General features: G+C 64.9%; 11 protein-coding genes and 1 other RNA gene. 3 read left to right on the plus strand and 9 right to left on the minus strand.

From position 1 onward, the window contains the following. Positions 1–62: 62 nt before the first annotated feature. From QRO95_RS24005 to QRO95_RS24015, 3 genes are all read right to left on the minus strand, one after another. Complete coding sequence (locus QRO95_RS24005) at positions 63–635, minus strand: hypothetical protein (protein ID WP_285303629.1); 573 nt, start codon at positions 633–635, stop codon at positions 63–65. A 141-nt stretch (positions 636–776) separates the two neighbouring features. Beyond that, complete coding sequence (locus QRO95_RS24010) at positions 777–1,208, minus strand: GNAT family N-acetyltransferase (RefSeq protein WP_049400306.1); 432 nt, start codon at positions 1,206–1,208, stop codon at positions 777–779. A gap of 85 nt (positions 1,209–1,293) precedes the next feature. After that, positions 1,294–1,521, minus strand: a complete 228-nt coding sequence (locus QRO95_RS24015) for a hypothetical protein (RefSeq protein WP_228756320.1) — start codon at positions 1,519–1,521, stop codon at positions 1,294–1,296. 197 nt (positions 1,522–1,718) lie between these two features. Between QRO95_RS24015 and ssrA the strand changes: the two genes are divergently transcribed. Beyond that, positions 1,719–2,111, plus strand: a transfer-messenger RNA (tmRNA) gene (gene ssrA / locus QRO95_RS24020). A 156-nt stretch (positions 2,112–2,267) separates the two neighbouring features. After that, a complete protein-coding gene (locus tag QRO95_RS24025; protein ID WP_285303630.1) occupies positions 2,268–3,476 on the plus strand; it encodes a phage integrase central domain-containing protein in 1,209 nt (402 codons plus the stop codon). Between the two features lie 3 nt (positions 3,477–3,479). On the opposite strand, the gene QRO95_RS24030 is transcribed toward QRO95_RS24025, so the two are convergent. After that, positions 3,480–3,980: a hypothetical protein gene (locus tag QRO95_RS24030; protein ID WP_285303631.1), complete on the minus strand. Its 501-nt coding sequence runs from the start codon at positions 3,978–3,980 to the stop codon at positions 3,480–3,482. 323 nt (positions 3,981–4,303) lie between these two features. Here QRO95_RS24030 and QRO95_RS24035 point away from each other — a divergent pair, with 323 nt between their 5' ends. Further along, entirely contained in the window at positions 4,304–4,969 is a 666-nt protein-coding gene (locus tag QRO95_RS24035; RefSeq protein ID WP_285303632.1) for an SOS response-associated peptidase, read from the plus strand. 7 nt (positions 4,970–4,976) lie between these two features. Here QRO95_RS24035 and QRO95_RS24040 read toward each other — a convergent pair whose 3' ends face one another. The 5 genes from QRO95_RS24040 to QRO95_RS24060 are packed head-to-tail and all read right to left on the minus strand — an operon-like array spanning position 4,977 to position 10,941. After that, complete coding sequence (locus QRO95_RS24040; RefSeq protein WP_285303633.1) at positions 4,977–5,714, minus strand: hypothetical protein; 738 nt, start codon at positions 5,712–5,714, stop codon at positions 4,977–4,979. Then, positions 5,714–6,061, minus strand: a complete 348-nt coding sequence (locus QRO95_RS24045) for a hypothetical protein (protein ID WP_285303634.1) — start codon at positions 6,059–6,061, stop codon at positions 5,714–5,716. Before QRO95_RS24045 ends, QRO95_RS24040 begins: the two co-directional genes overlap by 1 nt. A gap of 38 nt (positions 6,062–6,099) precedes the next feature. After that, positions 6,100–9,615 carry a host specificity protein J gene (locus QRO95_RS24050; protein ID WP_285303635.1) on the minus strand — a complete coding sequence of 1,172 codons (3,516 nt, stop codon included), beginning with the start codon at positions 9,613–9,615 and terminating at the stop codon, positions 6,100–6,102. Then, positions 9,612–10,208, minus strand: a complete 597-nt coding sequence (locus QRO95_RS24055) for a tail assembly protein (RefSeq protein ID WP_180853666.1) — start codon at positions 10,206–10,208, stop codon at positions 9,612–9,614. The genes QRO95_RS24050 and QRO95_RS24055 overlap by 4 nt, the downstream gene beginning before the upstream one ends. After that, complete coding sequence (locus QRO95_RS24060; protein ID WP_285303636.1) at positions 10,201–10,941, minus strand: C40 family peptidase; 741 nt, start codon at positions 10,939–10,941, stop codon at positions 10,201–10,203. The genes QRO95_RS24055 and QRO95_RS24060 overlap by 8 nt, the downstream gene beginning before the upstream one ends. Positions 10,942–11,086: the final 145 nt, after the last annotated feature.

Raw genomic sequence — 11,086 nt, forward strand, 5'->3', positions numbered from 1 at the left:
GTCAAGCCTGCTTCCAGCAGGCTTGACCACGAACATAGGATCTCGACTCTACAAAAGGCGGGTCACCCCGCCAGCATGCCCTGCCTGCGCATCCGCGGCGACAGCGTCGCGTGCATCACCGCCAGGTGCATCACTACCGCCAGCTCCGGTGCGTAACGGTCATCGCCCAAGCGCCACTGTTGGGCCAGGTTCGCGGCATCAGCCGGCAGCAACGCCAGCAACTGGGCGTCGTCCAGTGCATCGGCCGCGCCCTGCAGCTGGCGCGCCATCTGTCGCGACTGCCACACATGCACGCCGATGCTGAGACTGGCCAGCGACATCAGCACCACAGCCAGCCCGTGCTCGAACCACTGCGACAGCACTTCCGGCCCCCACAGCAGGGCGGCCAGCACTGCCAGGCCCGGCAGGCGCCACCCCAGCCAATGGATGCGGCCGCGCTGCGACCAGTGCACCACCACCGCGCTGGCGACCAGTGCCGCAGCTGCCGTGGCCGGCAACTCCGTCACCCAGGTGGCCGCCAGCAGCACCGCCAGCACCGCCCAGACCCAGCCCGGCGGCAACGCACGCCGCTGGTAGTCGGCACCGACCGGCCCGATCAGCTGCCGCAGGCTGCGTTGTTGGCTTGCATCGGTCACCCATGGTCTCCGTGTCTGTCCTGGCTCGGATGGTCATCGCCAGTGTGTCGCAAATTCGTGCCCACGAAGTTAGCAATCCGCTATGACAGACGCTCTACAACAAGTTGCGGATTGACAGGACCCGCGGCTCGCCCGCAGCGCTCACCCCACCGACAGATCCTTGCTGAGGAACACCCTGCATGTGCCGGCCGGATCGCATGGCACCCGGCCGAACACGACCCATCCATGCTTCACATAGAAGTCGGGCGCCTGGAAGCTGAGGGTGTACAGCACGCCGGAACGGCAACCGCGACGCCGCGCTTCATCCTCTGCGGCCTTCAGCACACGCGACCCCAGCCCGTTGCCGCGATGGGCCGCTGGCAGATGGAACAGATCAACGAACCACAGGCCCAGTGAGGTTCGCCCGGTAAGGCCCCCTACTACCTTGCCGCTGGCCGGATCGGTAACCAGTACCGCCAGCGCGCGTCGATCGGCATACCCTGCAGCCTCCAGATTGAACTGGTCCAAGCCGGTGCCAATCACCTCCAGCGCTTCGTCGCTGGGTTCATCTGTTACTGCAACGTCTAGCGTCATGGCGTCCTTCCACTGGCTCAACTTCAGGAATCTGGATGCTATCAAGCCTGATCGCACCTACGCCGGCCCGCTTCAGCGTTTGGCGCTATTGCGGCCCGTCTTGAGCACAGACCGATGCCACTGCCTTCAACAACAGATCGGCCTGCAGCCCTGATGCAGGACCTGTTGCCGGAAACGCCGCCGCGAGGGCCTTCGCCGCCCGATCTGCGTGTGGCTGGATGTACCAGGACGATTCAGCCGACAGCATGCCACCGCGCACCTCTTGCCCGATCCGATACTGTCCCCAGTTGCCGGGGCTGACGGAAATGGCCATGAGGCCCCCCGTGGAGTGGTACCGGAAATTCGAGCACGGTGTCCCAAGGGATCGCAACGTGCCAATCAGCTGGGAGACGGACGCTCACCCGCGTGACTGTTCAGGAAGATTGCCGTAAGATCCGTCTCGTTGGGCAGGGTCAGTGTCAGCTTTTATGACGGCATTGGCCCCAAAGCCTTGCAATGCTTGAAGAAGCCGGGGGTGCATTGGTTTCGACGGGGGTTGTGAAGTCGCCTGGCGCATGCCGAGGGGGTAGCTTTCCTCGTAAATCCAGCTGCAAAACTCTAGTTGCCAACGACGACAACTACGCTCCGGTCGCTCTCGCAGCCTAAAAACTGCGGTGCGTGACCTTCTGCCGACTTAGGCGGAGCCTCGAAACTGCTTGTGTCCATGCTCGCAGCGTAGAGTCATTATCATGGAATCGCGCTGGGCGGCTGCCTGTCAGTCCGGCACTAGAACACAACAGGCTGGTTCCCGGGTGCGCTTTGCACACCGTGCTGCTCGGGGATGAGATTCAACGGTGAGCTAAGCATGTAGTGCTGGGGATGGAGTGCCTTCGGACGGCGGTTCAATTCCGCCCACCTCCACCAACGAACGGTCCGTCAAGGACCGGAGAAGCCCGGAACCCCCCGCGTCACAAGGGTTTCCGGGCTTTTTTACTTTCCGGCCTAGTTCGCGTCAGTTCGTTGCAGGCCGTGAGACGGTGGGGGCATATTTTGGGGCATCCGCCCGGACCTGAAAGACACATGCCCCCACTGACCGATCTGGCCATTCGCAAGGCCAAAGCAACGGACCGCACGCAGAAGATCTTCGATGGCGGCGGTCTGTACTTGGAGATCTCGCCCAAGGACAGCCGCTGGTGGCGGCTGAAGTATCGCTTCGACGGGAAGGAGAAGCGGCTCGCATTGGGCGTGTACCCAGACGTGACCCTGGCTCTAGCCCGGCAGCGGCGGGACGACGCGCGGCAGCTGCTGGCGCGCGGGGTGGATCCGGGCGAGCACAAGAAGGCGGCAGCCGTGGCTCGGGCGGAACTGGGAGCCAACACGTTCGAGGTCATTGCACGGGAATGGCTGGCCAAGCGCGATTGGGTGCCGAAGTACCGCATCAAGGTCGAAGCGTGGTTCGCCAACGACGTGTTCCCGTGGGTCGGAAGCCGACCGGCGGCCGAGTTGGAAGCGACGGATTTCCTGTCGGTCGCTCGGCGCATTGAGGCCCGCGGCGCCATCGAATCGGCGCACCGAATCATGCAGAACTGCAGCCAGGTGATGCGGTACGCCATCGCCACCGGCAGGGCGAAGCGCGACCCGGTTGCGGACCTGCGCGGCGCTCTTACCCCCTCGCCAGAGAATCACTACGCCGCGGTTACCGAGCCCGTCGAACTGGCGCCCCTGCTGCGCGCTATGTATGGCTACTCTGGAACGCTGACGGTTCGGATGGCCCTCCGCCTCGCTCCAATGCTTTTTCTGCGTCCTGGCGAGCTACGACAGGCCGAGTGGGCAGAATTCGACCTTGAAGAGCGGATATGGACGATCCCCAAGGGAAGGATGAAGATGCGCCGACCGCACATTGTCCCGCTGTCGGTGCAGGCTCTCGCGATCCTTGAGGAAATCAAGCCGCTCACCGGACGGGGAAAGTACGTCTTCCCCTCGGCTCGTTCCAAAGCACGGCCGATGTCAGAGAACGCAGTGACTGCGGCCTTGCGCAGAATGGGGTTCGAGTCGGGCACGGTCACTGGGCACGGCTTCCGCGCGACAGCGCGCACCATCCTGGACGAGGTCCTGAAGTTCCGCCCCGACATCATCGAGCACCAGCTGGCCCATGAAGTGAAGGATCTGAACGGCCGTGCCTACAACCGCACGACCCACCTCGATGAGCGGGTTCGGATGATGCAGGAGTGGGCGGACTACCTGGACCGGCTGCGCGATGGCAACGTGGTGCAGCTGCGGGTCGCCTGACGTCTACACGCCGCGACGCATCTGCTGCAGCCCTGCCCTCACCCACGCCTTGCGCGCGTCCTTCGGGCGGGGCTTGGTCTCCTTCGGCGGTCGGCGCGGTTCCAGCGCTTCCTTGATTCGCTCGATCTCCTTCGCCCCAGCCTCTGCCAAGCGCCGGGCCTGTTGCTGCTGCTCGCGGGTTGGCGGCAGTCCGGGCATTGGCGGCGGCGGCTGGATCGGGGTGTTGTCGGTCAGCCGGGCCACGGCCTCGCGCAAAGGAAGATCGGGATACAGCCTGGCGGCGCACCAGCGCTCTCCGTAGCGCTTCGCCTGCCGGACATTGGCCGCGCGCACCTCCTTCACGTCCCACATCTTCTGGCCTTCCATCCATAGGCGCACGCCGGGACCGCCATCGGGAGTAACGCTGGCCGTCTCGCGGCCGTTGTACCAGAGCGCCCAGCGCTCGCCGGTCTGGACCCAGCCAGAGGGAATCGGGGCGGTGCGGAAGCCGTGGGAGTACTGCATGGCCGGAAGGATACGGCCGGCCGTCGCAGATCCTGCGAACGCGGTGGCGACCTGGCTGAATCGTTCGGCGAAGGAATTGTTAAGGCCTGCATCGGCGATTTGACGAAATCGTCAATTTGCCCGAATCGCAGGGTCGAGCCTGACCCGACTCTGTGCCGGCTCGGCGCTGCTCAAGCGCCCCCGGGTTGAGCTGCCTGCGGCCCCGGATCCGGCAAGGTCAGAATGCCCGCCCTGCGCGGCTCGCGCCATCGGGCAACGTCGTCCTGTCGGGTCGGGCTGTCCCTACACGCCCCGGGCACGGTCGGCCGGGCTAACCTCCGGCCATGTGCGGCCGATTCGTCCAGCTCCCCGTGATCGACTTCGGCCAGCCGGGGCTGGCTGACCTTGCCCCCGGCCTGGCCGAGATACAGGCCAGCTACAACCTGGCGCCGACGCAGCGCGCCTCGGTGATCCTGGACCGCGGCGAAGGCCGGCAGGTCACCCGCTTGGCTTGGGGCCTGCTGCCGTTCTGGGCCAAGGCCAAGGGCCTGCAGGGCTCGACCATCAATGCCCGCATCGAGACGGTGGCGACCAAGCCGGCGTTCCGGGCGGCCTTCAAGAAGCGCCGCTGCGTGATCCCCATGGCCGGGTACTACGAGTGGTCGGTGAGCCCGATCGACGAGAAGAAAGACCCGTGGTTCATCCACGCAACTGGGCCGCTGCTGGCCGCTGGCCTGTGGGAGGACACCAGCCCGCTCCTGCCCGATGGCAACCTGGGCACCTTCACCATCATCACCGGCGACAGCAGCGGCGTGTCGGCCGACATCCACGACCGCATGCCGGTGTGGCTACAGGCCGGCCAGATCGATGAGTGGATCGCCGCCAGCCCCGACGACGCCATGGCCATGCTGCTGGCCAGCGAGCCACCGGCGATGGAGGCCTACCGCGTCAGCCGCGCGGTGAACACGCCGCGGAACAACCGCGAGGATCTGCTGCTGCAGGTCGCATAGTCCCGCATCATCCGAACCCCAGCGGCACCTCGGTCAGGTCCACGATGAAGATCGTTGCGTTCTGCGGCCCCATCGTCACGCCACCCACCGGGAAGGTGTTCGAGATCAGGGTCTGCTGAGTTACCTGCAACCTCGACAGAAATATCCGGTTGTCGCTGGTCATGTGGAAGTGGTCAGCTGACATCGTGCAGCGATCCTGCGATTGCGCGAAGTAGTAGAAGCGCGGTGACGGAATGGCAATGCCGATCTTGACTCCCGGGAAGAACTGGCCGATTTCAACGGGAGGCCCCGGGACCGTTGGCAGCGGCACCACCTGCAGCACGCGGATGCCATTTCGCCTTGAATCGTAGAACACCGTGCCGTCTTCACCGCGCATGCGCAGACCGACCGGCCCACTGGCCGCACGCTCGGTGGCGTTGAATGTGTAGTACTCCAGCGTCTTGTTCGGCGCCTGATTGGAAGCGTAGACGAAACACGTCACACCGCTCTGCACCAGAGTGAATCCCGTCGTAGTTGCCACGCTGTCGTTGATGTAGCGGCAGACGTGGAGATTCGTTGTTCCGTTTGTTGAGGCCAAGGCCCCACTAGGCGACCACGAGGCAAACGGCGGCGAGCCGCCGGTCCCGCCGCCAGAGAAGGATCCAGTGTTCAACGTCCCGGACTTTGCCAGCTGCAGGTTCCGATAGCCGGCCCCGATCTGGATTTGCCCGGTTCCCTGGTTCCGCACGCGTAGTCCGACGGCCATCAGCTGTAGATTCCATAGTGAAGGGTGATGCCGCCAACGGTTTCCGTTGTGGGCTTGCTCGGGAACATCTCCATCCTGACGTGGAAGTTCACCACGTCAGGATCCCAAGACCAGTTGATGGTGTTGCCCGAGATGGTCACCGATGGAACCAGCATGCCGTACACCGATCGCTGGCCTTCGCACGTGAAGTAGTAGAAGGGCTCGCCGCCGGAGAAGTCGTTGACGACGAGCCCTCCGTTCGCTTCAGGCGGTGCCACCCATTTGTTGTTGGAGTTCACCGGGTTGTAGAGCGGAAACCTGTAGGACCCGATCATCTTCGACAGCTTGGTGGTGACCGTGGTCTCCACGTAGCCATCAGCTCGTCGTATGCGGAGCCCAACCAAGGTCACAGCAACACCCCAACTTCAACAGCTGGAATTCCGTTCGGGTGATAAACGTAGACGCCTTGATTGACTACGCGCAACTTGTATCCATCGGGAGTGTTTCCGTTCAACTCGAATCCACCGTCCTTGCTGATTCGCCAGCCGGTTTGCCCGGGAACATAGTTGTCCGACTGGATGACGCCGCCGATCTTTGCGTTGGTGATTGCCGCATCCGCGATGTTGGCCGTGTTGATCCATGCCGTGCCGATCAGCGCCTGGCTGATGAACGTCTGCCCGCCCTGAATCACGAACGGCGTGGTCACCTGGCCGTTGATCACGTTGATCAGGGCAAGGCGATCGGCCTGGAACAGGATCTGGCTCTGGTAGCTGCCGTCCGGTTGGTTCTCGATGCCGATACCCATGCCGGCCGCGTAGTACTGGCCATTGGCGGCGATCTGCATCTTCACGCTGTAGGAGACGCTGATCTTTCCGTCCAGGTCGACTACGGCCTGCGAGGTCTGCTGAACGATCGCCTGCGTTTCACCGACCTTCGCCTCCACCGTGTCCGTTCGCTTCGCCTGGGCGTAGTCGCCTTCAGCAATAACCGTCTGGATGGTGAGCGTGCCCGCGAACACCGTGGAGTCGCCTGCACCCCAGTCACTATCACCGGCAGCCTGCACATCGAGCTGCGCGAACAGGCCATCGGTCTTCTGGCCAATGGCCTGCAGGCCGGTCTCCGGATCGTTGACTTGGAGTTCCAAGGTGCTGACTCTGCCGGCCACCGCACCAGCCTGCGCGACTGCATCGCCCACGTCCTTCCACTTCGTGCCCGGCGGCTCCTCATTGCCCGGCGCGTTGTCGTTCCACAGCCAGATCTTGCCGCTGTGGATCACGGTTTGGCCGGGGTCATAGGTGGCGCCCGCCTCCCAGATCAGAGGAACGATCTGGTCGATGCTGTCGATCTTGGCCAGCAGGTCTTGGCCCAACGCACTCTCGCTGATCCTTCCAGAGAAGTACGCGTCGTAGTCCGACTGGTTGGTGCTGGCCTCGCCCATGACGCCAGCACCGGCCGGATACCACGGCCCGATGTTGCCGCTCTTGTCCACCAGGCGACCCCAGAAGTAGAACCGCGCACCGGCGGCCAGGCCGTCCAGCTGGTAGCGGTTCTGCGGGTAGGCGAAGTCGGCGAACTTCGTGGCGCTGGCGCGGTCCGGCCCGGCGCTGCGCCAGATCTCCGTCCGCTCGGTGTCGGTGGCACCAGGCGGGAAGCCCCATGCCAGCTGGATGCCGAACACCACCGGCGTGGCGGTCAGCGAGGTCAGCGCCGGCGGCGGCTCGGTCTTGCCCTTGATGTCCGTGAGCATGCTCAGCGTAGGCTGCGAAACCGCGTTGAGCGCATTGACCGCGCGCACCCTGGCCAGGTACTTGCCGGCATAGATGCCCCGCACCTCGCAGCTGGTGGTCCCTACCCTGCCAGCACGCACCCAGTTCAGGTCGTCCCGGCGCCACTCCACGTCGTAGGCGATGGCCTTGTCGGCCGCATCCCACTCAATCGTCAGCACCGGCGTGGCGATGCCCTGGTCGATCACCACATGGGACGACATGCGCACGTTGGCCGGCGGCGGCTGCACGCTCGGCGGAATGACGCTGATCGGCGGCGGCTCCAGACGGGTGCCGTCATCGATGGCAGCGAACTTGTCCGGGCGGTGCTGCAGCGCCGTGATGCGGTAGGTGAGCCCCTCCTCCTCGGCGATGCTCAGTACGCGGAACTGCTGCAGCACTAGGTCGGTCGACTCGGTCGCCCAGATCGACTGTGCCACCGGCACCGCACTCCACGGCGCCGAGACAGTCACTACGCGCGTGGCCGGGTTGATCCCGTTGATGGTGCGCGCCTCGGTCTTTCCGCTTGGCAGCGTGGCGCGCAGGCGATCACCCACGGCCATGGTCGGTGGCACCACGTCCAGCGTCAGGCTGTTGGCGGATGCCGCGCTGATGCGCCCAGAGTTGCGGCGCCCTGCGCGGTTGGCGTCAGCCACCTGAATCACATCGCCCGGCATGCAGTTCAGCGCGTCCAGACCCACGGCGAAGGTGACCGTCTCCGTCTCCAGGTTCTCGCTGTAGAGGATGTGGTTGCCCACCCGCTGCGCCTGCGACTTCGAATGGCAGCCTAGCGCGGTGACCTCAATCTGGTTCACACCATAGCGGGCGATGCCGTCGTGCAGCTGCACCGGCTCTACCTTCTGCCGGCCGAAGTCGTCAGGATCGGTCCACGACACCAGCGCAACGGTATGGCGAACCTTGCGCGCGCTACCCTCGTAGGCGAACCGGCCGTCGACCACATTGGCCTGGCTGTAGGTGTAGACCGGGTCCTTCGGCATGTCCGCTGAGGCCATGACCTGACCAGCAGCATAGAAGCTGATGCCACGGAACATGCTGGCCATGTCCTGCAGGACCTTGTACGCATCCGCTCGGGTTTGCAGGTACAGGCTGCAGGTGAACCGGGGCTCCTGGCCGCCCATGCCGTCGCTGACCAGCTGATCGCAGTACCGCGCGATCTCGTACAGCCGCCACTTGTCCACCCAATCCAGCGGGATCCGATTGCCCAGGCCGAAACGGTCGTTGGTGACAATGTCGAAGAACACCCAGGCCGGGTTGTTGGTCCATGCCGACTTGAAGGTTCCGTCCCAGATGCCACTGTAGGCCCGCGTGCGCGGGTCGTAGTTGCTCGGCACCCGGATGATGCGGCCCCAGATCTGGTAGGCGCGCGAGGGGACGTTCTGGAAGGCGCTCGCATCCACCTGCACCGCCGCCAGCGCGCAGTTGGGATAGCGCAGCTTGGCGTCGATGATCTCCGTCAGCGAGAGGATGTTCACCGTATCGGCAACGGTGGAGCTGTTCGCGTTTGGCGTCAGGCGGCGCACACGCACCTGCCATTGGGTGCCGGCTGGCAGATCAATGCGGTGGCTGCGCTGGTACTCGCTGGTGGTCTTGCCGCGGAACGCGTTGGTGAGCACGGTGCTGAAGGCGCCGCCATTCACCGACAGATCGATCGCATACTCGATCGCGTAGCCTTCGGTATCACCGTTTTCCGTGTTCTGCCGCTGCAGCGCAGGAACGCTGAATCGAATACGCACGGCAGACAGGTCAGCGCCAGAGACCGTGCGGACCACAGGCGCGTTGCTGCGCAGCTCGACCCCGACCGTGACCTCGTTCTCGACCGATGGGAATCCGGCGATGTACTCCTGGTCCTGCGTGCCTGCACGGGTTTCCACGCGCACGCCGGCAAAGTTCAGGGTGCCGTCGCTGTTCTGGATCGGAACCTGGTTGAGGTAGACAGACTGATTGCCCGCCACCAAGCCCCGGATCTCGCCCTCGCTGATCAGGTCCAAGATCTTGGCGTAGGAGATCGAGTGCAGGCTGTCGGGGGTCTCGACCGGCGTGCGGGCGTTCCCGCCACCCTTGCCGCCAGCACCGGCAATCGCCGCCGGCGAGCAGGCACGCGACAGCTGCGTGGGCTGATACTTGATGGCTACGTTCACTGCTGATCCTCTGCATAGATTCCGCCGCTGATCACTGCTGAACCCACGAACATTCCCTTGGTGTCGTGGCCCCCATAGGCAACGGGTACAGGGTTGCCCTGCGCCTGCGTGTTCACGGCACCGTTCATGCTGTAGTTCGGGGTGTTCTCAGGACTGTCCTTCGCACCCAGCCCGGTAGGCTGTGGGGAAAGCATCTGCACGATGCCGCCGGCGGCCATGGCCACACCCAGCTTCATGAGCGGTACGCCCACCGGGGTATAGGAGAAGATCGCGCCCACCACGATCAGCACGGCACCGACAATCGTCTGCAGCGCACCCGCGCGCTTCGCCCCCATCAGCACCGGCGCAATGCGGATGTCGTCACCACCTGGCGGATCACGCAGCTGATCCTTGGACAGGTTCTGCCGCCCGACGAACACGGCGAACTCCATGCCCTTGGCCTTGGCGCCCATGAGGTACTGCTGGAAGCCCGGCAGCAGCACGCACAGCGCGCGCACGGCCTCAGCGGGGTTACTGACGGCCAGGCGGAACTTGCGCCCGAAGCGAGCACCCAGCAGGCCGTATAGGCGAATGGTGCGCAGGCGATCAGCCATGGCGGGCACCCTTGTGCCGGACGATGTAGCGCGTGCGCTCGGCCCACATGCCGCCGTAGACCACCGTCTCCGACAGGCGGCCGTGCATGTGGTGCAGCATCTGGCCGTCGCCCAGGTAGACACCTGCGTGGTTCGGCACGGGCGAGCGGATCTGCATCAGCACCATGTCGCCGCGCTGGGGCTCGCCATCGATCAGCTCGAAGCCCTCGGCGCGCAGCCGGTCCAGGCTGTAGAGGTCCTGGCCCTTCTCCCACCAGTCGTCCTCGCGCTCGTACTGGCTGAGCTGGATGCCCAGCTCGCGGGCGTAGAAGTCGCGCACCAGGGTGTAGCAGTCCAGCACCCCATGGGCGAACTGGCGGCCAACCAGCGGGGCCTCGTAGCCACAGGGCTCGATGGTCTGTAGGTCGCCACACTCCGGATCTGCGCCAGTGCACTGGCCCACGCTCACGATGTGCCACGGCAGGCCGCTGGCCTCGCACATGACCCGGTCAGCGTCGGAGGCAGCCGCAGAGGCGTTCGGGTGGCTGTGCACGACGGCCAGCACCTCGCCCTGGTCCTCCGCGTCGGCGTAGTCCTCAGCCGGCAGCCGGAAGTGCTCGCTGGGCGTGGTGGCCACGTTGCGGCAGGAAATGTAGGCCTCGCCATCGGCGCCGGCCACGATCAGGCCGCAGCACTCGCGCGGGTACTCTGCCACGGCGTGCGCCTGGATGGCCTGCAGGGTGCTCTGTTGCATGGTCTCGCCCATGAAAAAGCCCGCACATGGCGGGCTGGATGGTTACTCGATGGTGGCGCGAATCAGGTGCGTAGCAGGCCGGAGGCAGGGAACCCGCCATAGGGCAGCGGCTTGTCCGCCCCGAAGCGCAGCTTGCAGCTCCCCA

This window comes from Stenotrophomonas maltophilia group sp. Smal13 (assembly GCF_030236855.1).
Taxonomy (GTDB): Bacteria; Pseudomonadota; Gammaproteobacteria; order Xanthomonadales; family Xanthomonadaceae; genus Stenotrophomonas; species Stenotrophomonas maltophilia_A.

Coding starts and splice junctions, on each gene's coding strand:
- QRO95_RS24010 (WP_049400306.1), bottom strand. CDS start 1,208: ATGACGCTAGACGTTGCAGTAACAGATGAACCCAGCGACGAAGCGCTG.
- QRO95_RS24015 (WP_228756320.1), bottom strand. CDS start 1,521: ATGGCCATTTCCGTCAGCCCCGGCAACTGGGGACAGTATCGGATCGGG.
- QRO95_RS24025 (WP_285303630.1), top strand. CDS start 2,268: ATGCCCCCACTGACCGATCTGGCCATTCGCAAGGCCAAAGCAACGGAC.
- QRO95_RS24030 (WP_285303631.1), bottom strand. CDS start 3,980: ATGCAGTACTCCCACGGCTTCCGCACCGCCCCGATTCCCTCTGGCTGG.
- QRO95_RS24035 (WP_285303632.1), top strand. CDS start 4,304: ATGTGCGGCCGATTCGTCCAGCTCCCCGTGATCGACTTCGGCCAGCCG.
- QRO95_RS24040 (WP_285303633.1), bottom strand. CDS start 5,714: ATGGCCGTCGGACTACGCGTGCGGAACCAGGGAACCGGGCAAATCCAG.
- QRO95_RS24055 (WP_180853666.1), bottom strand. CDS start 10,208: ATGGCTGATCGCCTGCGCACCATTCGCCTATACGGCCTGCTGGGTGCT.
- QRO95_RS24060 (WP_285303636.1), bottom strand. CDS start 10,941: ATGCAACAGAGCACCCTGCAGGCCATCCAGGCGCACGCCGTGGCAGAG.